The 23,432-nt window shown below is 61.5% G+C and carries 22 protein-coding genes; 13 read left to right on the top strand and 9 right to left on the bottom strand.

The features are described from left to right. Positions 1-146: 146 nt before the first annotated feature. A complete protein-coding gene (locus E3O56_RS05460; RefSeq protein ID WP_103734239.1) occupies positions 147-401 on the bottom strand; it encodes a DUF6124 family protein in 255 nt (84 codons plus the stop codon). A 435-nt stretch (positions 402-836) separates the two neighbouring features. On the opposite strand from E3O56_RS05460, the gene E3O56_RS05455 reads away from it, so the two are divergent. Then, positions 837-1,124: a HigA family addiction module antitoxin gene (locus E3O56_RS05455; protein ID WP_148854559.1), complete on the top strand. Its 288-nt coding sequence runs from the start codon at positions 837-839 to the stop codon at positions 1,122-1,124. A gap of 135 nt (positions 1,125-1,259) precedes the next feature. Here the strand turns inward: E3O56_RS05455 and E3O56_RS05450 are convergent, their stop codons facing one another. The 6 genes from E3O56_RS05450 to pilG form a co-directional block, all read right to left on the bottom strand. Next, the gene (locus E3O56_RS05450) at positions 1,260-1,715 is read right to left on the bottom strand and encodes a chemotaxis protein CheW (RefSeq protein ID WP_005792246.1); all 456 of its coding nucleotides are present in this window, start codon (positions 1,713-1,715) and stop codon (positions 1,260-1,262) included. Continuing rightward, positions 1,708-7,527, bottom strand: a complete 5,820-nt coding sequence (locus tag E3O56_RS05445; protein ID WP_248127954.1) for an Hpt domain-containing protein — start codon at positions 7,525-7,527, stop codon at positions 1,708-1,710. Before E3O56_RS05445 ends, E3O56_RS05450 begins: the two co-directional genes overlap by 8 nt. Positions 7,528-7,702: 175 nt before the next feature. After that, the gene (locus tag E3O56_RS05440; protein WP_248127953.1) at positions 7,703-9,754 is read right to left on the bottom strand and encodes a methyl-accepting chemotaxis protein; all 2,052 of its coding nucleotides are present in this window, start codon (positions 9,752-9,754) and stop codon (positions 7,703-7,705) included. Next, on the bottom strand, positions 9,751-10,275 hold the full coding sequence (locus tag E3O56_RS05435) for a chemotaxis protein CheW (protein ID WP_032878938.1): 525 nt from the start codon (positions 10,273-10,275) through the stop codon (positions 9,751-9,753). Before E3O56_RS05435 ends, E3O56_RS05440 begins: the two co-directional genes overlap by 4 nt. Before the next feature lie 12 nt (positions 10,276-10,287). Next, entirely contained in the window at positions 10,288-10,653 is a 366-nt protein-coding gene (pilH, locus tag E3O56_RS05430) for a twitching motility response regulator PilH (RefSeq protein ID WP_003234583.1), read from the bottom strand. 46 nt (positions 10,654-10,699) lie between these two features. Continuing rightward, entirely contained in the window at positions 10,700-11,107 is a 408-nt protein-coding gene (gene pilG / locus E3O56_RS05425) for a twitching motility response regulator PilG (protein WP_005792254.1), read from the bottom strand. A 239-nt stretch (positions 11,108-11,346) separates the two neighbouring features. On the opposite strand from pilG, the gene gshB reads away from it, so the two are divergent. From gshB to E3O56_RS05390, 7 genes are all read left to right on the top strand, one after another. Then, positions 11,347-12,300 carry a glutathione synthase gene (gshB, locus tag E3O56_RS05420; protein ID WP_248127952.1) on the top strand — a complete coding sequence of 318 codons (954 nt, stop codon included), beginning with the start codon at positions 11,347-11,349 and terminating at the stop codon, positions 12,298-12,300. Positions 12,301-12,377: 77 nt separating this feature from the next. Beyond that, positions 12,378-13,283 carry an energy transducer TonB gene (locus tag E3O56_RS05415; protein WP_032878937.1) on the top strand — a complete coding sequence of 302 codons (906 nt, stop codon included), beginning with the start codon at positions 12,378-12,380 and terminating at the stop codon, positions 13,281-13,283. A 50-nt stretch (positions 13,284-13,333) separates the two neighbouring features. Next, on the top strand, positions 13,334-13,903 hold the full coding sequence (locus tag E3O56_RS05410) for a YqgE/AlgH family protein (RefSeq protein WP_005792257.1): 570 nt from the start codon (positions 13,334-13,336) through the stop codon (positions 13,901-13,903). Continuing rightward, complete coding sequence (gene ruvX, locus E3O56_RS05405; protein WP_005792259.1) at positions 13,903-14,340, top strand: Holliday junction resolvase RuvX; 438 nt, start codon at positions 13,903-13,905, stop codon at positions 14,338-14,340. Before E3O56_RS05410 ends, ruvX begins: the two co-directional genes overlap by 1 nt. 132 nt (positions 14,341-14,472) lie before the next feature. Further along, positions 14,473-14,979, top strand: a complete 507-nt coding sequence (pyrR, locus tag E3O56_RS05400; RefSeq protein WP_005792260.1) for a bifunctional pyr operon transcriptional regulator/uracil phosphoribosyltransferase PyrR — start codon at positions 14,473-14,475, stop codon at positions 14,977-14,979. 24 nt (positions 14,980-15,003) lie between these two features. Beyond that, positions 15,004-16,008: an aspartate carbamoyltransferase catalytic subunit gene (locus tag E3O56_RS05395; protein ID WP_032878936.1), complete on the top strand. Its 1,005-nt coding sequence runs from the start codon at positions 15,004-15,006 to the stop codon at positions 16,006-16,008. After that, complete coding sequence (locus E3O56_RS05390) at positions 16,005-17,276, top strand: dihydroorotase (RefSeq protein WP_228309078.1); 1,272 nt, start codon at positions 16,005-16,007, stop codon at positions 17,274-17,276. The genes E3O56_RS05395 and E3O56_RS05390 overlap by 4 nt, the downstream gene beginning before the upstream one ends. Positions 17,277-17,358: 82 nt before the next feature. Here E3O56_RS05390 and E3O56_RS05385 read toward each other — a convergent pair whose 3' ends face one another. Beyond that, positions 17,359-17,787, bottom strand: coding sequence for a TM2 domain-containing protein (locus tag E3O56_RS05385; protein WP_032878933.1), 429 nt, complete (start codon positions 17,785-17,787; stop codon positions 17,359-17,361). A 249-nt stretch (positions 17,788-18,036) separates the two neighbouring features. Here E3O56_RS05385 and E3O56_RS05380 point away from each other — a divergent pair, with 249 nt between their 5' ends. Continuing rightward, positions 18,037-18,675 carry a C40 family peptidase gene (locus E3O56_RS05380; RefSeq protein WP_005792265.1) on the top strand — a complete coding sequence of 213 codons (639 nt, stop codon included), beginning with the start codon at positions 18,037-18,039 and terminating at the stop codon, positions 18,673-18,675. Between the two features lie 147 nt (positions 18,676-18,822). Here the strand turns inward: E3O56_RS05380 and E3O56_RS05375 are convergent, their stop codons facing one another. Further along, complete coding sequence (locus tag E3O56_RS05375; protein WP_248127951.1) at positions 18,823-19,857, bottom strand: type IV pilus twitching motility protein PilT; 1,035 nt, start codon at positions 19,855-19,857, stop codon at positions 18,823-18,825. A 57-nt stretch (positions 19,858-19,914) separates the two neighbouring features. Between E3O56_RS05375 and E3O56_RS05370 the strand changes: the two genes are divergently transcribed. The 4 genes from E3O56_RS05370 (at position 19,915) to E3O56_RS05355 (ending at position 23,428) form a co-directional block, all read left to right on the top strand. Beyond that, positions 19,915-20,610: a YggS family pyridoxal phosphate-dependent enzyme gene (locus tag E3O56_RS05370; RefSeq protein ID WP_032878930.1), complete on the top strand. Its 696-nt coding sequence runs from the start codon at positions 19,915-19,917 to the stop codon at positions 20,608-20,610. Positions 20,611-20,635: 25 nt separating this feature from the next. Continuing rightward, the gene (gene proC, locus E3O56_RS05365; RefSeq protein ID WP_148854567.1) at positions 20,636-21,454 is read left to right on the top strand and encodes a pyrroline-5-carboxylate reductase; all 819 of its coding nucleotides are present in this window, start codon (positions 20,636-20,638) and stop codon (positions 21,452-21,454) included. A 25-nt stretch (positions 21,455-21,479) separates the two neighbouring features. After that, entirely contained in the window at positions 21,480-22,067 is a 588-nt protein-coding gene (locus E3O56_RS05360; RefSeq protein ID WP_003195087.1) for a YggT family protein, read from the top strand. A gap of 221 nt (positions 22,068-22,288) precedes the next feature. Beyond that, positions 22,289-23,428 (top strand): homoserine O-acetyltransferase, encoded by a 1,140-nt coding sequence (locus E3O56_RS05355; protein WP_005792271.1) that lies wholly within the window; start codon positions 22,289-22,291, stop codon positions 23,426-23,428. Positions 23,429-23,432 lie beyond the last annotated feature (4 nt).

Here is a 23,432-nt window from a genome sequence, read left to right as displayed (position 1 = left end):
CGGTGCGACGATTCGACTTGCTCCCGATTGCGGTGGGTCAGCAATAAGTTTGTCAACTGACACACCGCTATCGGGAGCAAGCCCCCTCCCACATTTGCTCAGTGTTGCTTGTTAGATATCGGTCCCAAACAAGGACCGATCAGTCCCTATTTGGGACCGTTTGAAAATTCCGGCGAATGGCTGATTTGCTCAAGTGCCCTATCGACCAACAACTGACCAAACTCTGCCATTTGCTGAATCCCGAGCATGATGGCGCGCTGGGAAGTGTCCAGGTCAAAGGCCAGGTTGCAGGTGAGTGCGTTGAGGGAGGACAGGGTTTCACTGGCGTTGACCAGCAGGGTTTCGGTGGTTTGGTGGGGGTTGACGGTGAAAAGGGGTGGATTGGGGGTAGGTTTGATCATGATTTACAGCTCCGATATGTGATGGAAGCTGCCCTCTTCCGCTTGCACGCGAATCAAGGTGGCAGCTGTGCGCAGGTGTGCAAGACCGGGCATATCGGACCCCGGCAGACTCCGAAGAGTCTCCCACGCACAGCCGCCATAACGAGTACAGCAGGCATAAAAAACGCCCGTTGAATGGCTATGGGCGTTGGTGCGCCGACATGTAACCGGACTTGCACGTCCGTGTCACCGTTTTTTGCGATGACGGGACGAAGACTAGGCGTGCGGACCTCTCACCACAAGTTCATGCGCGGCCCAAAATCTTGCAGGAAAAATCCGAAGCCTTTTATGTCGAAGGGCGCGCAGGAAATTTCATACAGCGTTTTGGGGTTGTTGCTTGGAACTGGTCCTTCTAGCCTTCGCGGTTGAATGCCCATAGTCGAAGGACGTACCAACATGCCGATGCACAACCCAACTCACCCAGGTGAAATTTTACTTGAGGACGTTATCCCAGCCTTGGGCATCACCATTACCGAGATGGCGCGACGTCTTGGCTTCGCCCGCGAGACTTTTTCAAGGATCTTGCATGGCCACGCCCCGATCAGCCCGGACCTTGCCGTTCGGTTGGAACGGGCTGGCGTGAGTAAAGCCCAGTTATGGTTGTCGATGCAAAGTGCCTACGACTTATGGCAGGCCGAGCATCGGGAGCAACCGGTAATTGAGCGGTTTGCGCGGATTGATTGAGATCTTGGGCCAAGCACAATTCAGTGTGGGAGCTGGCTTGCCTGCGATAGCGGTCTGTCAAATACAGATGTATTGCTGACCCACCGCTATCGCAGGCAAGCCAGCTCCCACATTGGAATTTCACAAGGCTTATGTTCAGGCCAGGCCGGACTCAACCAACAGCGCCTCCAACCCCATCAAATCCGGCACCTTCGCCACCTGCTCCCCTACCTGCACTGCCGCCAGTTCCAGCGGGCACAGCGGCACATCCACATAGCTCAACTCGCTATCGAGTTTGTACGAGCGGGGAATGCCCTGAATAACCAGCGCAATGAATTTCAACGTGGGCCTGCCCCCCAACGCATTCAACACCACGATCCGCGAGCGTTCGCCGGTCACGCTGGCTTCACCGCACACGGCTTCAAAGCTGATCAAGGGGATTTGCCGATCACGCCAGGTCACTTGCCGCAGGTACCACGGCGGTGCATCGCTGGCCGGTTCGCCGCGCTGGAAGTCGATCAGCTCTGCGATGGCCACGTTGGGCAGCACCAGGTGGCGGTCGGCCAGGGGCAGCAGCAGGCCGGTGAGTTGGCTGGCGCGGTGGTCAAGCATGGGACTTGCTCCAGTAGGCGATGCTTTCCAGCAGCACCGACTCTTGGTACGGCTTGCCGAGGTAGTCGTTGACGCCAATGGCCATGGCGCGGTCGCGGTGTTTCTGGCCGGTGCGCGAGGTGATCATGATGATCGGCAGGCGCATCAGGCGCGGGTCGTTGCGGATCTGGATGGCCACTTCGAAGCCGTCCATGCGCGGCATTTCGATGTCGAGCAGCATCAGGTCCGGGGTGTGTTCTTCAAGCACCGCGAGGGCATCAATGCCGTCCTTGGCGGTAAGCACGTTCATTCCATTGCGCTCCAGCAGGCGGCTGGTGACTTTGCGCACGGTGACCGAGTCGTCCACCACCAGTACCAGCAGCGGGCGTTTTTTCAGCGGGTCGTTGAGGACCAGTGACACATCCACTGCCTGGGCCGGCAAGGCCGGTTGGCGGGCGCGGATATGCGCGAGCAGGTCAATGATCAACACCACGCGGCCATCACCGAGGATGGTCGCACCGGGCACGCCCTGTACCCCGGCAAACTGCGGCCCCAGGCCCTTGACCACGATCTCGCGGGTGCCGGCCATGGCGTCCACATGCACCGCTACGCGCCGTTCATTGCAATGCACCAGCAACACCGGCAGCGGTTGGTATTGGCCGAGCAGTTTCGGGCGGCTGACGGTGTGCAGCAGATCACCCAGGTAAAACAACTCGTAGCGCTGGCCGGCGTATTCATAATGCGGCGGATCTTGCTGGTAGTGCCCGGCCAGTTCGTGGGGCAGTACGCGCACCAGGCCTTCAAGGGTGTTGAGGGGAATTGCGTACTGGTCGTCTGCGCATTGCACCATCAACGCACGGTTGACCGACACGGTAAACGGCAGGCGAATACGAAAGTGCACGCCCACGCCTGGGGTCGAGTCGATCACCATCGAGCCGCCGAGCTGACGCACTTCTTCGTGCACCACGTCCATGCCCACGCCGCGCCCGGAGATCTGGGTGATTTTTTCTGCCGTGGAAAAGCCCGGCTGCAGGATGAACTGCAGCACGTCGCGGTCGCTGATGGTTTGATCCGGGCCGAGCAGGCCGCGCTTGATCGCCTTGCGCCGCACCGCTTCAAGGGGCACGCCGGCGCCGTCGTCACGCATGTCGAAGACGATGTCGCCGCCTTCGTGGGTCAGGTCCAGGGTAATGCGCCCCTTTTCCGGCTTGCCCGCCTGCAACCGCACCTCACGCGATTCCAGACCGTGGTCGACGGCATTGCGCAGCATATGTTCCAGTGGCGCCGCCATGCGTTCGAGCACGTTGCGGTCCATCTCGCCTTCGGCATTGCCGACGATGAACTCCACGTCCTTGCCCAGCTCTTGCGCCACTTGGCGCACGATGCGCTTGAGGCGTGGCAGCATCCGCTCGAAAGGCACCATGCGCGTGCGCATCAGACCCTCCTGCAATTCGGTGTTGATGCGCGCCTGTTGCTGGAGCAAATCGTGGGCATCCTGATGACGCTGCTCCAGGGTGTCCTTGAGGTCGAGCAGGTCGGAGGCCGATTCGGACAGCGCGCGGGACAGCTGCTGCAACTGCGAATGGCGATCCATTTCCAGTGGGTCAAACTCTTCGTAGCCCAGGCGTTCGGCCTCGGCCTGCTGACGGCTGAGCAGGCGCCCCTGGGTTTCGCTGTCGAGCCGGCGCAATTGATCGCGCATCCGCTCGATGGTGGTTTGCACTTCATTCAATGCAATGCGCGCATCGTTGACTTGCTGCTCGATACGGCCACGGAAAATCGAGGTTTCACCGGCGAGGTTAACCAGGTCGTCGAGCAGTTCGGCGGAGATTTTCACCATGTCGGCTGCGGGGTCGACCACCGCTTCAGCCTTGCCCGCAGGCAACGCCACGGGCACCACCGGCTCTACACTGGGGTGCACCAGGCTTTTGATGCGCTCGATAAGTTTGTCCACCGCCCCCACCGGCAGCCCATCCGCTACAGCGTCGACCATCTGTGCCAAACGATCATGGCAACCTTGCAGCAGCGCAAACAGCTCTGGGGTCGGCGCCAGCAACCCGGCGGATAGCCCCTCGTAGAGAAACTCCAGCTCATGGGCCAAATCGCCAATCGGCCCGATCTCTACCATGCGCGCCCCGCCCTTGAGGGTGTGCAGGTCACGCAGCAGGGTTTCGACTTCCTGGCGGTTGCCCGGCTCGGCCTGCCAGCGCAGCAACGCGCTGCCTGAACTGTCGAGGATATCGGCGGCCTCTTCGAGGAAGATATCCAGCAATTCAGGGTCTGCACCTGAGGCCGGCGCCGCCGCAGCCGGAGTCGCCGGCGCGCTGTTCTGGCGCAGCTCACGCAGTTTGGCGATCAGCTCGGCAGCGTCGCTCAAAGGCTGCTGCTGTTGCAGTTCTTCCAGTTGCAAAGCCAACCGTTCGTGGCTGGCCATCAGCACCTGGGACAGCTCGGGGGTGTAACTGTAGCGGCGGTCCACCAGGCCCTCGTACAGGCACTCCAGCTCATGGGCCAAGTCACCCACCGGGTCGATTTCGGCCATGCGCGCACCGCCCTTGAGGGTGTGCAGGTCCCGTTGCAGTGAGGACAACGGCGCGGCGCTTTCGGGCTCCAGCAACCAGCGCTTGAGGGACTGCCCGGCACTGTCGAGGATATCCACGGCCTCCTCAAGAAAGATGTCGACAATCTCATCATCCATGGCTGTTTGCTGATCCAACTGCGCAGTGGCAGCACCCAGTTCCGAAATGCTCAGGGCGCGGCTGCCGTCGCTTTTGATCAGGCCGGTGGCGGACGGGTCCAGCGCGTCATCCAGCAACGCGTGCAAGGCTTGTACCCGCGCAGGTGCCGGGCTGATTTCCTGGCCGGCAGCCAGTTGGTCGAGCATGTTGATCAGCGCCTCATGGGCCTGTTCCGCCTCATGGAAAAACCGCTCGCTGACCGCCAGGCTGCTTTCTTCCACAGCGCCATACAGGTCGAGCAAGGCCTCGCACAACGCGTCGATGGCGTGCAGGTCGGCGATGTGCGCGCCCTCCCCCAACGTGGTCAGCTCATCCAGCAAGGCGGTCAGTTCCTGGCGTTCGCCGGGATGTTGCTGCCAGCGGCGCAACAGGTTGTCGGCGTCGAGCAGAATGTCCATGCCCTGGGCCAGGAAGTTGGTGATCAGATGCCGATCGCGCTTGATCGGCAGGCCGCTGCCAGGGGCTTCGAGCAGCGCTGCAAGCTGCTGGTCCAACAGGCTTTGGGTGCGTCTGATCAGATCCGCTGCGCCCTGGATGGGTGCCAGGGGATCGCTGTCCAGGTCGCGCAGGCCACGCTGGAACAGCCCTTCGGCTTCCAGCAGCAACTCTACTTCGTCCAGGTCCAGGGGCAAGCGATGGGCCTTGTATTCGCGGGTCAGGTGGTCGAGGGGGCGCGCCAGTTCCGCGATGGGCAACACCCCGGCCATGTAGGCACTGCCCTTGAGCGTATGCAGGGCGCGTTGCAGTTCATCACTGACCTGCAACGGCACCTGTTCGGCGGCGTGGTGCAGGAAGTGGTTGAGGCTGTCCAGATGGCTCTGGGCTTCGTTGCGGAAGATCTCCATCAGCATCGGGTCATGGGGCTCGCCAGCGGTTGTTGCCGCGCCACTGGCCAAGGCATGGGCGCGGGCGGCCAGGGCGTCGACTTCGTCGCGCTGGCGTTGGTCGTCGATGGCAAAATCGGCGATCAATTCCGGCAGCACAGCCACGGCCTCATCCAGCACCTGCTGCACCTCGGCGCCAAGGGCGACGCTGCGTTCCAACACACGGTTGAGCAGGTTTTCCACGGCCCAGGCCAGTTCGGCCAGCACCAGGGCACGGACCATGCGACCGCTGCCCTTCAACGTATGGAAGGCACGGCGCATTTCGCCCTGGGCGGTTTTGTCCGCACTGTTGGGCAGGTTGCGGTGCAGCACGTCGAGAACTTCGTCGGTTTCTTCGAGGAAGACTTCGCGCAGCTCATCGTCAATCGGCTCTTCACCCGCCGGCGGTGGCAGCAGACTGCCGGGGCGTTGCAGGGCAGGAGGATTAAGGCCTGACGTGGGGCTTGCCAGTGCGTCAAATTGGGATTGGCTCGGTGCCTGTTCGGTCGACAGTGCGCCATCGGGCGCGATCAATGCCTGGCGCCAGGGTTTTTCGGCCGGCAGATAACCCAGCGCCGCCAGGCTTTGGGTGGCCCGCTCCAGCACACGCTCGCCAGCGGCGTCAGGGTCTTGGAGCATGCGTTCCAGGTAATACTCCAGGCTGCTGATCACATCGGCGAACTGCTCCAATTGCACCGGCGAAGGCGCGACGTCGCTGATCATCAACTGCTCGTCGACATAATCGGTGCAGCCGCGCATCAGGCTCGCCGCACGCGGCAAAGGGATCATCGCCAGCGCGCCACGCACCTGGCTCAGCAATTGCGGCAAGGATTCCAGACGCTGGCGGTCCCAATGGGCTTCGACGCAGTCGATCACCAGTTCCTTGGCTTGTTTGAGGCACTGGCAGGATTCAGCAATCACCAACTGATGGATCTGGGTCAGGTCGGTGGTGGGCAGCCGGCTTTCTTCGCGGCTTTGCGGCTCCACCGTGCCGATCATGCCCGCCAGCGTGGCTTCGACGTAGAGCAACGCGCCTGCCACGTCCATCAGCACCGCGTCATTGGGTTCGCGTTGCCCCTGGGCCAGGCTCAGCACGACGGCCAACTGGTCGATGATCACTTTGCGCGGCTGGCCAAAACCCAGTACGGCGAGGGTGTCGGCGATCTGCCGCAGGGGCGCCAGCAGTGCGTCGAGTTCGTCGATGTGCTGGCGGTCGCTGCGTACGAACAGATCGAGGCGCTCCTTGACCCGCACCAGCTCCTCACACAAGGCACCGAGCACCGACCCCATGGCATTGCGGTCCGGCCCGGCCATGCGCGCACGCTCGGCGTCGACCACGGCGCTGTCGGGCAAAGCTTCATCCAGGCCATAGCGCTCTTTAAGGCTTTGCATGCGCGGCGTCGGCCGGGTGACTTTGGCCACGTAAAACAACAGGCTTTTGAGCAGCTCATCCGGCGCAGGCTGATTGATGCCGTCAATGCCCTGGGCCAGCAGGCGCTTGAGTTGTTTGCCGCTGGCCTTGAGCAGGCTGCGCAGCGCCGGGCTGTTGGCGACCACGCCGGTCAACATGCCCTCGACCAGTGCCGACGCCACCTGCCACAGCGGTAACAACGGCGCGCCCTGGCACAACGCCTCAAGGCGTGCGAACACCCGCGCCATATCTTCCAGGTTGCTCGGGCCGTGGTCTTCACGCAGCAACCCGGCGAGGGCTTGTTGCAGCAAGGGGTGCCATTGGCGCAACTGCTCATGCAACTGCGGCGTTGCTCGTTGGGCCAGTGTTTCATCAGGCAGCGGCGCGATCGACAGCAGTTGCGGGCTGAACAGGCTGGTTTCAGACAACAGGCTTTCACCCCGCGCAGTGCGCAGGTCGTTGAGCAGCGGCAGTACCACCAGCGGCAGGTCGCGGCGGGCGCTGTGTACGCGATCCAGGTACAGCGGCAACTGGCCGAGGGCCTGTTGCAGCAGGCGGATGCTTTCTTCGCGCTGGCTGACGCGACCGGTCTGGAGCGCCAGGGCCAGTTCCTCGATCTCTTCGGCCAACAGCGCCGCGCCGTAGAACTCGACCATTTGCAGCGCGCCATGCACCTGGTGGATCCCGGCCAGGCAATTGTCGAGGGTGTCGCCGTCGCCGGTTTCAACGTAAGCGTCCAGCGCCGAACGGGCCTGTTTCAGGGTTTCGGCAATGTCGCCCTTGACCCATTCGAGGGCCACGTAGTCGTGCCGATCAACCATAACTGCTCCGCTTAGAATTCGTGGGTTGCTGGTATCTCACAAACAATGGAGATCCAATGTGGGAGCTGGCTTGCCTGCGATAGCGGTGGGTCAGCAATACATCTGTATTTGACAGACCGCTATCGCAGGCAAGCCAGCTCCCACAATTGGACTGTTGCGTTCTTCAGGTCGTATTTCAATCGTCCACCTGCTTGGGTGGCGGCAAGGTGAAACCCGACACCGACCTGCGCAACTGACTGGCCATCTTCGCCAGGTTACCAATGCTCTCGGCGGTCGCGGTCGACCCCGACGACGTCTGTGTGGTGATCTGCTGGATCACATTCATGGTCAGGGAAATCTGCCCGGCCGAAGACGTCTGCTGCTGCGCCGCATTGGAAATGCTCTGGATCAGCGCCGCCAGGGTTTTCGACACGCCTTCGATCTCTTCCAGCGCGACCCCGGCATCCTGGGCCAGGCGTGCGCCGCGCACCACCTCGGAGGTGGTCTGCTCCATGGAGATCACTGCTTCGTTGGTGTCGGCCTGGATCGCCCGCACCAGAGTTTCGATCTGCCGGGTGGCCGCCGACGAGCGCTCGGCCAGGCGTTGCACCTCATCGGCCACCACCGCAAAACCGCGCCCGGCATCGCCTGCCATGCTGGCCTGGATCGCGGCGTTGAGGGCGAGGATATTGGTCTGGTCGGCAATGTCGTCGATCAGGCTGACGATGTCGCCAATTTCCTGGGATGACTCGCCCAGGCGCTTGATGCGCTTGGCGGTGTCCTGGATCTGTTCGCGAATGTTGTCCATGCCATGGATGGTGTTGTGCACCACCTCGTTGCCTTTGTTGGCGATCTCAACCGAGCGCTCTGCCACCGCTGAGGACTCGGCGGCGTTGGCCGATACCTGGTCGATCGACTGCGCCATCTGGTTGATCGCGGTAGACGCTTCGGCAATCTGCTGCGCTTGATGTTCCGACGCCTGGGCCAGGTGCATGGCGGTGGCCTGAGTGTCTTGCACCGCACCGGCGACTTGCCCGGCCGTCAGGTTGATGGTGGCGACCAGGTCACGCAATTGATCCACGGAATAGTTGATCGAATCGGCGATGGTGCCGGTGAAGTCTTCGGTAACCGAGGCGGTGACAGTGAGGTCGCCGTCGGCCAGGTCTTCGATTTCATCCAGCAGGCGCATGATCGCGTTCTGATTGCGCTCGTTCTTCTCGGCGGTTTCACGCAGTTGGCGGTTGGTCTCGCGCACCATCACCAAGCCGATCAGGATGATCGAGGCCAGCGCCAGCAGGCCCAGCAGATAGCCGCCGATGGTGTCGAAACTGCGCCCGCCGGCGAGGTTTTCAAAACCGGTGGCCAGGTGCGAGGCTTCATCGAGCAGGGTTTGCGACAGGTTGAAGATATGGCTCGCCGAAGCCCGCACCTGGAACAACTGCGGCGAGGTTTCGAGGATTTCATCCACGGAGCCTGAGACAAACTCGAACAGCTCGGCAATCTCCACCAGCCGCGTACGGGCGTCAGGGTCTTCGACCTGAGTGATACGCAGCCCGGGGTTGCCGTTGAGCATACCGTTGAGCACCACGCCAAAACGGTTGGCGTCGCGACCGAAGGCATCGGCAGCCTGCACGGCGGTTTCATCGCCCGCAAGCACGGTGTTGACCGCCCCCAGGATCCGTTCGGCCAGCAGCGACTGGCGCTGGGCCAACGCCACCTGGCTGGCCGGGGCGCCGCGTTGCAGCAGGATATCGACGACTTTTTCCGACTCCATTTGCAGTTGCGGCACGGTTTCGGCCAGGGTCGCAGCCACCTGGTGCAGGGACAGAACGGTCTGCTCGCTGGCGAGGATCGCATCGGTGTTTTTCAGCAGCGCTTCCCAGTCGGTCTGCACGGCACGCATTTCGGCGCGCACCGCGCTGGGTGCGGCGGGCAAGCCGGTTTGCGGATCACCCTTTTTCAGGTAGCCCCAGCGCTGGGCAAAATCGTTGCGCGCCTCGCCCAGCAGCTTGAACGCGGCGGCCTTGCCGGCGGCGGCTTCGGTGGCGTTCTTGGCAATGCGCTGGGACAGCACGCGCAGCTCACCGGCGTGGCCGATGTACTGCTTGTCGTAGGTGGACTGGGTGTTGAGGTACGCAAAGTTGGCGAACAGCAACATGATGAACACGATCAAGGCGATAAACAGCACAATGATCTGCGAACGGCTGCGCGAAGCGGCCTGGGGTTTGGGCGTAGTAACGGTGCTCATGCGGCGACATCCATGAAGCCAGGGGCCTGGGCCAAAGCGAAGGGGCTGAAGACTTGCCACTGCGGGTCGCCGTCGAACTGGCCCTGGATAAACGGCGCGCCGGACGCGGTGCTGGCCATCCAGGCATCCAATGGGAAGTGCTGCATACCGACCACTTCGTCTACCAGCAGCCCGACAAACACGTCATTGAACTCCACGACCAGCACCCGCCTTTGCTTGCGCGCCTTGGATAACTCAAGGCCAAGGAAACCGCCCAGGTCCAGCACCGGCAGCAAGCGCCCGCGCAGGTTGGCCACGCCCTTGACCCAGGGTTTGACCCCCGGCATCAAGGTGCAGCGCGGTTCATGCAACACCTCGGCGACCTCGCCCATGGGCGCCACGTACCAGTGTGGCCCCAGGCGAAAGCCGATACCGCTCCAGCGTTGCAGGCGGGTTTCCTGGGACGGCAGGTCGGCGGCCAGCAGGCGGCAACGGCGGTCGATGTCCAGCAGCAGCTCGAAGGCGGTTTGCGACTCGGTCATGATCGCGAGCCTTTAGCCGGCCAGTACCTTGTTCAGGGTGGCGATCAGTGTGTCTTCGTCCACCGGCTTGGTCAGGTAATCCTTGGCGCCCTGGCGTGCACCCCAGATCTTGTCGGTTTCCTGGTCCTTGGTGGTGATGATGATGATCGGAATACCGTTGGTTTCCGGCTCCTTGGACAACTGGCGGGTGGCCTGGAAGCCGTTGAGGCCCGGCATCACGATGTCCATCAACACGGCGTCGGGCTTTTCCTGACGAGCCAGCGCTACGCCGTCCGCGCCGTTTTCGGCTTTCAGGACTTGATGGCCGTGCTTTTCCAGCATGCCGGTCAGTTTGTACATTTCGGTCGGCGAGTCGTCGACGATCAGAACACGTGCCATGGTTTTCCCCACTACATTGGTCGGCGCCGGCCCTTGTGAGGTGGCGTCAGTGTGCTTGTTCTACTGCGGCGAAGGCAGGCACATAGGCCTTGATCGCACCCAGCAGTTCTTCCTTGCTGAAAGGCTTGGTCAAAAATTGATCGACACCCACGATGCGCCCCTTGGCCTTGTCGAACAGGCCATCCCTGGAGGACAACATGATCACCGGGATCGCCTTGAACGCCGGGTTGTTCTTCACCAGGGCGCAGGTCTGGTAGCCATCCAGGCGCGGCATCATGATGTCGACAAAGATAATGTGCGGGTGATGATCCACAATCCGCGCCAGGGCATCGAAACCGTCGATGGCGGTGATGACCTCGCACCCCATGTTCTTCAACAGTGTCTCGGCGGTGCGGCGGATCGTTTTCGAATCGTCGATCACCATCACTCTCAAGGCGTTGGAATGCTGTTCCATATCTGCTCTACCATCGCCACAGCGAATCGGTTTTCGGTGTGTACTGCCTGATGTTGCACAGGACGAGCGCCGCAAGCCTTGGAATTCAAGGGCTGCTACGCCGTGGCAGTCTTTTTAGCACAGTCTCCGGGCGCAATCTATCGAGGCACCCACCCGGTGGTTTTTCCTTGACCCACAACAACCACAGCGCCACTCTGACGCCACTTTTATGCGCCCTAATTTGCTAGAGGAAATCCCCCATGAGCGTTCGCGTCGGCATTGTCATGGACCCAATCGCCAGCATTTCCTATAAAAAGGACAGCTCGCTGGCCATGCTCCTGGCCGCCCAGGCCCGCGGCTGGACGTTGTTCTATATGGAACAGCGCGACCTGTACCAGGGCGACGGCGAGGCGCGGGCGCGGATGCGTCCGTTGCAGGTATTCGCCAACCCCGAGAAATGGTTCGAGCTTTCGGATGAAATCGACAGCCCCCTGAGCGACCTCGATGTGATCCTGATGCGCAAGGATCCGCCGTTCGACATGGAGTTTGTGTACTCCACCTACTTGCTGGAACAGGCCGAATGCGCCGGCGTGTTGATCGTCAACAAGCCGCAGAGCCTGCGCGACTGCAATGAAAAGCTGTTTGCCACCCTGTTCCCGCAGTGCACGCCGCCGACCGTGGTCAGCCGCCGCGCCGATGTACTGCGTGAATTCGCTGCCAAGCATGGCGATGTGATCCTCAAACCGCTGGACGGCATGGGCGGCACTTCGATCTTCCGCCACCGCGCTGGCGACCCGAACCTGTCGGTGATCCTCGAAACCCTGACTGCGCTGGGCACCCAGCAGATCATGGGCCAGGCTTACCTGCCGGCGATCAAGGATGGCGACAAGCGCATCCTGATGATCGACGGCGAGCCGGTGGACTACTGCCTGGCGCGCATCCCGGCAGCGGGCGAGACCCGTGGCAACCTGGCGGCCGGTGGTCGTGGTGAAGCACGGCCGTTGTCGGACAAGGACCGCTGGATCGCCGCTCAAGTTGGCCCGACCCTGCGCGAAAAAGGTCTGCTGTTTGTCGGACTCGACGTAATTGGTGAGAACCTCACGGAAATCAACGTCACCAGCCCTACCTGTATTCGCGAGATCGACAATGCATTTGGCACGAACATCGGCGAAATGCTGATGGCCGCCATTGAGCGCAAGCTACAAGCCAAGTGACATAGAACAGCCGGACACACACCAACATTGCGTTATCATGCGCCACCTGTGAAACGCGCGATGTTGGTTTTCTTGTCATGACACTCCCGTCCGATCTGCCCCCAGAACTCACCCACAGAGGCGTGCGCCCGGCTGATCGGCTCGGATTTACCCTGTTTCTCGCCGCATTGATTCACCTCGCCTTGTTGCTGGGCGTGGGCTTCACCATGGTCGAGCCCAAGCAGATCACCAAGACCCTGGAAATCACCCTCGCTACGTTCAAAAGTGAGAAGAAGCCCGAAAAGGCCGACTTTCTTGCCCAGGACAACCAGCAGGGCAGCGGTACGCTCGACAAGAAAGCCGTGCCCAAGACCACTGAAGTAGCGCCCTTCCAGGACAACAAGGTCAATAAGGTCACCCCGCCGCCGGTGCCCAAGCCCGAGGTCAAGCAGGCAACGCCCAAGGCCGCCGTGACCACCGTTGCGCCCAAGCCGCAAAAGGCCCCGACCCAGCGCGAAAAAACCAGGACTGAACCCAAGCCCGAGCCGGTGAAGCCCGCGCCAACCTTCGACAGTTCGACGCTGTCCGACGAAATTTCCAGCCTGGAAGCCGAACTGGCCCACGAACAACAGCTGTATGCCAAGCGCCCGCGCATCTACCGCCTGAACGCCGCGTCGACCATGCGCGACAAAGGCGCCTGGTATAAAGACGAGTGGCGCAAGAAGGTCGAGCGCATCGGCAACCTCAATTACCCGGACGAAGCCCGGCGTCAGCAGATTTATGGCAACTTGCGTTTGCTGGTATCGATCAACCGTGACGGTTCGCTCTATGAAGTGCAGGTGCTGGAGTCCTCCGGCCAACCGCTGCTGGACCAGGCCGCCCAGCGCATCGTGCGCCTGGCCGCGCCTTTTGCGCCGTTCAGCGGCGACTTGAATGACGTGGACCGCCTGGAAATCATCCGCACCTGGAAGTTTGCCAAGGGCGACCGGCTGTCCAGCAACTGACACCGCTCCTACACTTGTCAGTTCGCCCCTCCAACGCCACACTAGCGGACATGAAAAACGTCAGCCCGACCTACCTCAAGCACCAATTCCTGATCGCCATGCCCCATATGGCCGACCCGAACTTTGCGCAGACCTTGACCTATATCGTCGAGCACACGGCCAATGGTGCCATGGGGCTGGTGGTCAACCGTCCACAGGAGCTGAGCCTGGCCGATATCCTTGAGCAATTGCGCCCGGAACTCGACCCACCGACCCGCTGCCAGGATGTGCCGATCTATATCGGCGGGCCGGTGCAGACCGATCGCGGCTTTGTGTTGCACCCCACCGGGCCGCAATACCAGGCCACGGTGGATCTTGAGGGCGTGTCACTGTCCACGTCTCAGGACGTGCTGTTCGCGATCGCCGATGGCGTCGGCCCTGAGCAAAGCCTGATTACCCTGGGCTACGCCGGTTGGGAAGCCGGGCAACTGGAGGCCGAGCTGGCGAGCAATGCCTGGCTGACCTGCCCGTTCGACGCCGACATCCTGTTCAACACCGCCAGCGAACTGCGCCTTGATGCTGCCGCCGCCAAGCTGCGGGTCAACCTCAGCCTGTTGACCAGCCAGGCGGGGCACGCCTGATGGCCTTGCGTCTGATCCTGGGTTTTGACTACGGCACTAAACAGATCGGCGTAGCGGTCGGCCAGGTTATTACCGGCCAGGCCCGCGAGCTGTGCACCTTGAAGGCCCAGAACGGCATACCGGACTGGAACCAGGTTGAAGCCCTTATCAAAGAGTGGAAGCCCGACGCTGTGGTGGTCGGCCTGCCCCTGAACATGGATGGCACCCCCAGCGACATGTGCCTGCGCGCCGAAAAATTCGCGCGCCGCCTCAATGGCCGCTACAACCTGCCCTTCTATACCCACGATGAGCGCCTGACCACCTTTGAAGCCAAGGGTGAGCGTCGTGACCGCGGCGGGCAGAAGGGCAGTTACCGCGACAACCCCGTGGACGCCATCGCCGCCGCCTTGCTGTTGCAGGGTTGGCTGGATGAAAACACCGCTTTATTTGAATCCTGACCCGCCGCGATCCTGTGGGAGCGGGCTTGCCCGCGAAGAACGTTAACGATACCGCGTGAAGGCTGGATGAACGCGGTACCCATGAGTTTTTCGCGAGCAAGCTTGCGCCTACACACTTAAAAAGGAGCCCCCATGAGCCTGCCCAATCCCGCCGAACTGATCAGCCAGATGGCATTACGCCTCAAGGCGCACCTGGAACACCGCGGCATCAGCGAACCGCGCTTTATCGGCATCCGCACCGGCGGTGTCTGGGTAGCCCAGGCGTTACTGGAAGAACTGGGCAGCGATTCGCCCCTGGGTACGCTGGACGTGTCCTTCTACCGCGACGACTTCAGCCAGAACGGCCTGCACCCACAGGTGCAACCTTCGGCCCTGCCATTCGAGGTTGAGGGCCAGCACCTGATCCTGATCGATGACGTCCTGATGAGCGGCCGTACCATACGCGCCGCCATGAACGAACTGTTCGATTACGGGCGCCCGGCCAGCATTACGTTGGTCTGCCTGCTGGACCTGGATGCTGGCGAATTGCCGATCAGCCCGGATGTCGTAGGTGCAACACTGTCTTTGCAAGCCCGGCAGCGGGTAAAATTGTCCGGTCCCACGCCGCTCGAACTCGAACTGCAAGACCTTGCCCTTTAAACCGCCTTGTACAGAGTCCCCGCGATGACGCCTCTAGATGCCAAGCGCCCGCTGCAGCTCAATGCTCAGGGCCAGTTGCAACATTTCTTGTCCCTCGACGGTTTGCCCCGCGAACTGCTCACCGAAATCCTCGACACCGCCGACTCGTTCCTTGAAGTCGGCGGCCGCGCGGTGAAGAAGGTCCCGCTGCTGCGCGGCAAGACTATCTGCAATGTGTTCTTCGAGAACTCCACCCGCACCCGCACCACCTTTGAACTGGCAGCCCAGCGGCTATCGGCCGACGTGATCACGCTGAACGTGTCCACCTCGTCGGCGAGCAAGGGCGAGACCCTGCTCGACACCCTGCGCAACCTCGAAGCCATGGCCGCCGACATGTTCGTGGTACGCCACGGCGACTCCGGCGCCGCGCACTTCATCGCCGAGCATGTGTGCCCGCAGGTAGCGGTCATCAACGGCGGCGACGGCCGCCACGCCCACCCGACCCAGGGCATGCTCGACATGCTCACCATCCGTCGGCACAAGGGCAGCTTTGAAAACCTCTCGGTGGCCATCGTCGGCGACATCCTGCACTCCCGTGTAGCACGCTCGAACATGCTGGCCCTCAAAGCCCTGGGCTGCCCGGATATCCGCGTGATCGCGCCGAAAACCCTGCTGCCCATCGGCATCGAACAGTATGGCGTGAAGGTCTACACCGACATGGCCGAGGGCCTCAAGGATGTGGACGTGGTGATCATGCTGCGCCTGCAACGCGAGCGCATGGCTGGTGGCTTGCTGCCCAGCGAAGGCGAGTTCTACCGCCTGTTCGGCCTGACCACCGCACGTTTGGCCGGGGCCAAGCCGGATGCCATCGTGATGCACCCGGGGCCGATCAACCGCGGGGTGGAGATTGAGTCGGCGGTGGCCGATGGCCCGCAGTCGGTGATCTTGAACCAAGTGACCTACGGCATCGCGGTACGCATGGCCGTGCTGTCCATGGCCATGAGCGGGCAGACCGCGCAACGTCAATTCGAGCAGGAGCAGGCCCAGTGAAGCTCAGCATTCTCGGCGCCCGAGTCATCGATCCAGCCAGTGGCCTGGACCAAGTTACCGATCTTTATCTGGACGCCGGCAAGATCATCGCCATTGGCGCCGCACCTGCCGGCTTCAACGCCATCGAAAGCATCGACGCCAAGGGCCTGGTGGCCGCGCCCGGGCTGGTGGACCTGAACGTCGCCCTGCGCGAGCCGGGCTACAGCCGCAAAGGCAACATCAACAGCGAAACCCAGGCCGCTGCGGCCGGTGGCGTGACCAGCCTGTGCTGCCCGCCGAACACCAAGCCGGTGCTGGACACTTCGGCGGTGACCGAGCTGATCCTGGACCGCGCCCGTGAAGCCGGCAATTGCAAGGTGTTTCCCGTCGGCGCCTTGAGCAAAGGCCTGGATGGCGAACAACTGGCCGAACTGATCGCACTGCGCGATGCCGGTTGCGTGGCCTTCAGCAACGGCCTGGAAAGTTTTCGCAGCACCCGCACGCTGTGCCGTGCCCTGGAATACGCGGCCACCTTCGACCTGACGGTGATCTTCCACTCCCAGGACCGCGACCTGGCCGAAGGCGGCCTGGCCCATGAAGGGGCAGTCGCCAGCTTCCTCGGCCTGCCGGGCATCCCGGAAACCGCCGAAACCGTGGCCCTGGCCCGTGACCTGTTGCTGGTGGAGCAAAGCGGCGTACGCGCACACTTCAGCCAGCTGACCAGCGCCCGCGGCGTTGCCCTGATCGCCCAGGCCCAGGCCCGTGGCTTGCCGGTGACGGCGGATGTGGCGCTGTACCAATTGATCCTGACGGATGAGGCGCTGATCGACTTCTCCAGCCTGTATCACGTGCAGCCTCCACTGCGTACCAAGGCCGACCGTGACGGTTTGCGTGCGGCGGTGAAGTCGGGGGTGGTGTCAGCGATTTCCAGCCATCACCAGCCTCACGAGCGTGACGCCAAGTTGGCGCCATTTGGCGCGACCGAGCCGGGTATCAGTAGCGTGGAGTTGTTGTTGCCGCTGGCAATGACCTTGGTGGAAGACGGCTTGCTCGACCTGCCGACGCTATTGTCCCGCCTGAGCGCCGGCCCGGCCGACGCTCTGCGCTTGCCGGCGGGCAAGCTTGAAGTCGGTTCGCCAGCGGACCTGGTGCTGTTTGACCTGGGCAGCTCGACGGTGGCAGGGGAGCATTGGTTGTCCAAGGGTGAAAACTGCCCGTTCATTGGCCACAGCCTGCCGGCGACGGTGCGGTACACCTTGATGGATGGGCGGATCACTTACCAGGCCTGAAACCGGTCTAGAGTGAGCGCAGTAAAAAATGTGGGAGGGGGCTTGCTCCCTCCCACATTTTGTTCTCTATAGGGCCGAGAGATCAGCGGCCGTTATTGCGCTCGGCATTGCGGATCGAGATCTGCGTATTCAACGTCCAGAAGTCATACAGCACCCCAATCAGGAACAAACCGCCGGTCAGCAGGTAGATCAGGCCGGTGATCCATTTGCCCTGGTACATACGGTGCACACCGAACAGGCCCAGGAACGCCAACAGGATCCACGCGACGTTGTATTCGATAGGCCCGGCGGTAAAACGCAGGTCGGCTTCACGGTCCATGGCCGGGATGAGGAATACGTCGATCAACCAACCAATGCCCAGCAGGCCGAAGGTAAAAAACCAGATCGTGCCGGTCACGGGTTTGCCGTAATAAAAGCGATGCGCCCCGGTAAAACCGAAAATCCACAGCAGGTAACCGATCACCTTGCTATGGGTATCTTGCTGCTGACCAACCTGTTGATAGGTGTTCATGGAGTACCTCTTTTGCTTCGATAGATAAATTTTTTCATTTTCTTTGTGACTTTTTTACGAGCGCCCGACGTACGGCAAATGGTATCTTCCTGTCCTCAAAGCCTTATGCCACCTGACTTGTGTAGGACAATTGCGGCAATTCGTCGCGTTTTTCCTGGATTTGACCCCAAGGTTCAGTCGACAAACGGCCTGAGAACGACACAAAAAGCTGTTATAAAGTTGCGCGCAAACCCATAAGAGCCACGCCTAATGCGACCATTTTTCAAGACATGGCTGACCATCTGCCTATTAATGCCACTGGCCGCCCACGCCACCAATCGTGAGCAACGACTTCCGAACGTCAATGGTTTCACCCCTAAAGTCCACAGCACAACCACCAAGGCCAAATCGGTAAAGCTGACCGTCAACCGCCCGACTCAACTGAGCAAGGCACACGGTAAAGCAACACCCGGCCTGATGGCTGTCAACACCAAGCAAAGCAGCAACGTCCTCAGCCGTGCCGTCAACGTGCTGGGTACTCCTTATCGTTGGGGCGGTAGCAGCCCAAGTAAAGGGTTCGACTGCAGCGGCCTGGTGAAATATGCATTCAACGATGTAAAAGCCGTGGATTTGCCACGCACTTCCAACGCCATGGCTGCCGGCCACGGCTTGAAGGTTGATCGCAAAGACCTGAAGCCCGGCGACTTGTTGTTCTTCAAGCTCAAGAGCCGCCAGGTCAATCACGTAGCCATCTACCTGGGCAACGACCGTTTTATCCACGCGCCGCGTCGTGGCAAGTCGGTGAGCATCGACACGCTGAAAAAGCCGTTCTGGGACAAGAACTACGTGATTGCCAAGCGTGTGCTGCCTAAAGAGCAGAACAGCAACCTGCGGATCGTGCAGCGCTAAGCCAGGCGCCACTGAAGCTCCCCATTTGAAATGCAATCAAATGTGGGAGCTGGCTTGCCTGCGATGACGGTGTGTCAGTTGGCAGAGAGAGCGCCTGACAGCCCGCTATCGCAGGCAAGCCAGCTCCCACATGAGTATCTGTGCGTTTTAGATATCTGCAGGCACCCTCGCCTTCTCCCGCGCCTCTTCCCGGCTGACCAGCCCCGCGCCGACCAACGTCTTCAAACTCATATCCAGGGTCTTCATCCCCAACGCGCCACCGGTCTGAATTGCCGAAACCATCTGCGCCACCTTGTCTTCACGGATCAGATTGCGAATCGCCGGCGTGCCCAGCATGATTTCATGGGCGGCCACACGGCCGCCGCCGACCTTCTTCACCAGTACCTGAGACACCACCGCCTGCAACGACTCCGACAACATCGAGCGGACCATGGCCTTTTCCCCGGCCGGGAAGACGTCCACCAGCCTGTCTACAGTCTTTGCAGCCGATGAAGTGTGCAGGGTGCCAAACACCAGGTGCCCGGTCTCAGCTGCCGTCAAGGCCAGGCGGATGGTTTCCAGGTCGCGCAATTCGCCTACCAGGATCACATCAGGGTCTTCCCTCAGGGCCGAGCGCAGGGCCACGCAGAAGCTGTGGGTGTCGCGGTGCACCTGCCGTTGGGTGATCAGGGCCAGTTTCGGCCTGTGGATAAATTCGATGGGGTCTTCAAGCGTGAGGATGTGCTGGCGCCGGTGCCGGTTCAGATAATCGATCATCGCCGCCAGCGTCGTGGACTTGCCCGAACCCGTAGGCCCGGTGACCAGCACCAGGCCACGGGGGAACTGAGCCATACGCTGGAATACCTCGCCCAACCCAAGGTCTTCCAGGCTCTGGACCTCGGTCGGGATGGCACGAAACACCGCGCCTATACCGCGATTCTGGCGGAACACGTTCGCCCGAAAGCGTGCGACTCCCGGCAATTCGAAGGCAAAATCCGTTTCAAGAGATGTTTCGAAATCCTTTTGTTGGTGTTTATTCAACAAAGGGCTCACCAGATCGACCAGTTGCGCTGCGCTCAGCACCGGCTCATCCATCGGCCAGACCTCGCCATCGACTCGCACCATCGGCGCCAGGCCGGCCGACAAATGCAGGTCACAGGCGCCACGGCTTACGCTGGCCGTCAGCAATTGCGTGATATCCATAGGGCTTTCCATTTCCAGTAGAATGCCGCGGACTCCATATCCACGGGCGCATCTTGAATGTCGACGATAGCAGACAACATCGGCCTGGTTAGCCAGCGCATCCGCGCCGCAGCCGACGCCGTGCAACGTGACGCAAGCAGCATCCACCTGCTGGCCGTGAGCAAGACCAAACCCGCACAAGCCGTGCGCGACGCCTATGCCGCCGGGATGCGCGATTTTGGCGAGAACTACCTGCAGGAAGCCTTGGGCAAACAGGCGGATTTAACCGACCTGCCCTTGAGTTGGCACTTCATCGGCCCCATTCAATCGAACAAGACTCGCGCCATCGCCGAGAACTTCGCCTGGGTGCATTCTGTGGACCGCCTGAAAATCGCACAACGCCTGTCCGAACAACGCCCGGCCGACCTGCCGCCGCTGAATATCTGCATCCAGGTCAATGTCAGTGGCGAGGCCAGCAAATCCGGCTGTACGCCGGCCGACCTGCCAGCCCTGGCCAACGCGATCAGCGCCCTGCCGCGCTTGAAGCTGCGCGGCCTGATGGCGATCCCCGAGCCGACTAAAGACCGGGCCGCACAGGATGCGGCGTTTGCCAGCGTACGCGACCTGCAAGCCAGCTTGAACCTGGCGCTGGACACACTTTCCATGGGCATGAGCCATGACCTTGAGTCGGCCATCGCCCAAGGCGCCACCTGGGTGCGGATCGGTACCGCCCTGTTTGGCGCCCGCGACTACGGCCAGCCGCAAAATGGCTGACTTCCCTCGAAAATAAGGACCTGTCATGAGCAACACGCGTATTGCCTTTATCGGCGCCGGTAACATGGCGGCCAGCCTGATCGGTGGCCTGCGGGCCAAGGGCCTGGACGCCGAACAGATCCGCGCCAGCGACCCGGGTGACGAAACCCGCGAACGGGTCAGCGCCGAACACGGCATTGAAACCTTTGCCGATAACGCCGAAGCCATCCACGGCGTCGATGTGATCGTGCTGGCGGTCAAGCCCCAGGCCATGAAGGCCGTGTGCGAGAGCCTGCGTCCAAGCCTGCTGCCGCATCAATTGGTGGTGTCCATTGCCGCCGGCATCACCTGTGCCAGCATGAAAGCCTGGCTCGGTGACCAGCCGATCGTACGTTGCATGCCCAATACCCCAGCGTTGCTGCGCCAGGGCGTAAGCGGTTTGTACGCCACCGCTGAAGTCAGCGCGCAGCAGCGTGACCAGGCTCAGGAGTTGCTGTCTGCGGTGGGCCTTGCCGTATGGCTGGAACAGGAGCAGCAACTGGATGCGGTCACCGCCGTTTCTGGCAGCGGCCCGGCCTACTTCTTCCTGTTGATCGAGGCCATGACCGCCGCTGGCGTCAAGCTGGGCCTGCCCCACGACGTTGCCGAACAACTGGCTGAGCAAACGGCCCTGGGCGCCGCGAAAATGGCTGTCGGCAGCGATGTCGATGCCGCCGAACTGCGCCGGCGGGTAACGTCGCCGGGCGGCACTACGCAAGCCGCCATTGAATCATTCCAGGCCGGGGGCTTTGAGGCCCTGGTGGAAAAAGCACTGGGTGCCGCGGCACATCGTTCGGCCGAGATGGCTGAGCAACTGGGCAAATAGTCGTCCCTTACCAAGGTAATCAAACATGCTCGGAATCAATGACGCTGCCATTTTCATCATTCAGACCTTGGGCAGCCTGTACCTGCTGATCGTGCTGATGCGCTTTATCCTGCAACTGGTGCGGGCGAACTTCTACAACCCGTTGTGCCAGTTCGTAGTCAAGGCCACCCAACCGCTGCTCAAGCCACTGCGCCGGGTGATCCCGAGCCTGTTCGGCCTGGACATGTCGTCGCTGGTGCTGGCGTTGCTGCTGCAGATCCTGCTGTTCGTGGTGATCCTGATGCTCAACGGCTACCAGGCGTTCACCGTGCTGCTGTTGCCGTGGGGCCTGATCGGTATTTTCTCGCTGTTCCTGAAGATCATTTTCTGGTCGATGATCATCAGCGTGATTCTCTCGTGGGTCGCACCCGGTAGCCGTAGCCCGGGTGCCGAACTGGTGGCTCAGATCACCGAACCGGTGCTGGCACCCTTCCGTCGCCTGATCCCGAACCTGGGTGGCCTGGATATCTCGCCGATCTTTGCGTTTATCGTGATTCAGTTGCTGCAGAGCTGGGTGATTCCACGCCTGGCGTACTTTGCCTACATGCCCAAAGAGCTGTTCGGCCTGATCTGAATGCCGTAGCCCCTATAGGAGCTGGCTTGTGTGGGAGCTGGCTTGCCTGCGATAGCATCACCTCGGTGTGTCTGAAAACCGCGGTGCCTGCATCGCGGGCAAGCCCGGCTCCCACATCAACCCTTCCCACATTTTGTATCTGCGTACTGGTACAGACCATTGCTTGCCGCTAGGGTCCCCGCTCTTTAGACTTACGCCTCATTTAAACGAGAGCAGGGTCGATGCCAGCTGCCTTCCCCCCCGATTCTGTTGGACTGGTCGTGCCTCAAGTGGCGCACTTCAGCGAACCGCTGGCCCTGGCCTGCGGCCGTTCGTTGCCTGCCTACGACCTGATCTACGAAACCTACGGCCAACTGAACGCCACGGCGAGCAACGCCGTGCTGATCTGCCACGCCCTGTCCGGCCACCACCACGCCGCCGGTTTCCACAGCGTTGACGAGCGCAAACCCGGCTGGTGGGACAGTTGCATCGGCCCCGGCAAGCCCATCGACACCAACAAGTTCTTCGTCGTCAGCCTCAACAACCTCGGCGGCTGCAATGGCTCCACCGGCCCCAGCAGCCTCAATCCGGACACCGGCAAGCCATTCGGCGCGGACTTCCCGGTGTTGACCGTAGAAGACTGGGTACACAGCCAGGCACGCCTGGCCGACCTGCTGGGCATCCACCAGTGGGCCGCAGTCATTGGTGGCAGCCTGGGCGGTATGCAGGCGCTGCAATGGACCATCAGCTACCCGGACCGCGTGCGCCACTGCCTGGCTATCGCCTCGGCGCCCAAGCTGTCGGCGCAGAACATCGCCTTCAACGAAGTGGCACGCCAGGCCATCCTCACCGACCCCGAGTTCCACGGCGGTTCGTTCCAGGAAGCCGGCGTGATCCCCAAGCGCGGCCTGATGCTGGCGCGGATGGTGGGGCATATCACCTACCTGTCCGATGATTCCATGGGCGAAAAATTCGGTCGCGGCCTCAAGAGCGAGAAGCTCAACTACGACTTCCACAGCGTCGAGTTCCAGGTGGAAAGCTACCTGCGCTATCAGGGTGAAGAATTCTCCGGACGTTTTGATGCCAACACCTACCTGTTGATGACCAAGGCCCTGGACTACTTCGACCCGGCGGCCAACCACGACGACGACCTGGCGAAAACCTTCGAGCACGCCACGGCCAAGTTCTGCGTGATGTCATTCACTACCGACTGGCGCTTCTCGCCGGCCCGCTCCCGTGAGCTGGTGGATGCGCTGATGGCCGCCAAAAAAGACGTCTGCTACCTGGAGATCGATGCACCGCAGGGCCACGACGCCTTCCTGATTCCGATCCCGCGTTACCTGCAGGCCTTTAGCAACTACATGAACCGAATCGCACTGTGAGAAC

The sequence above is a fragment of the Pseudomonas sp. W2Aug9 genome, from assembly GCF_023127755.1.
GTDB lineage: Bacteria > Pseudomonadota > Gammaproteobacteria > Pseudomonadales > Pseudomonadaceae > Aquipseudomonas > Aquipseudomonas synxantha_A.
The sequence above is the reverse complement of the archived record's forward strand: the minus strand, read 5'-3'. Positions and strand labels throughout refer to the sequence as shown.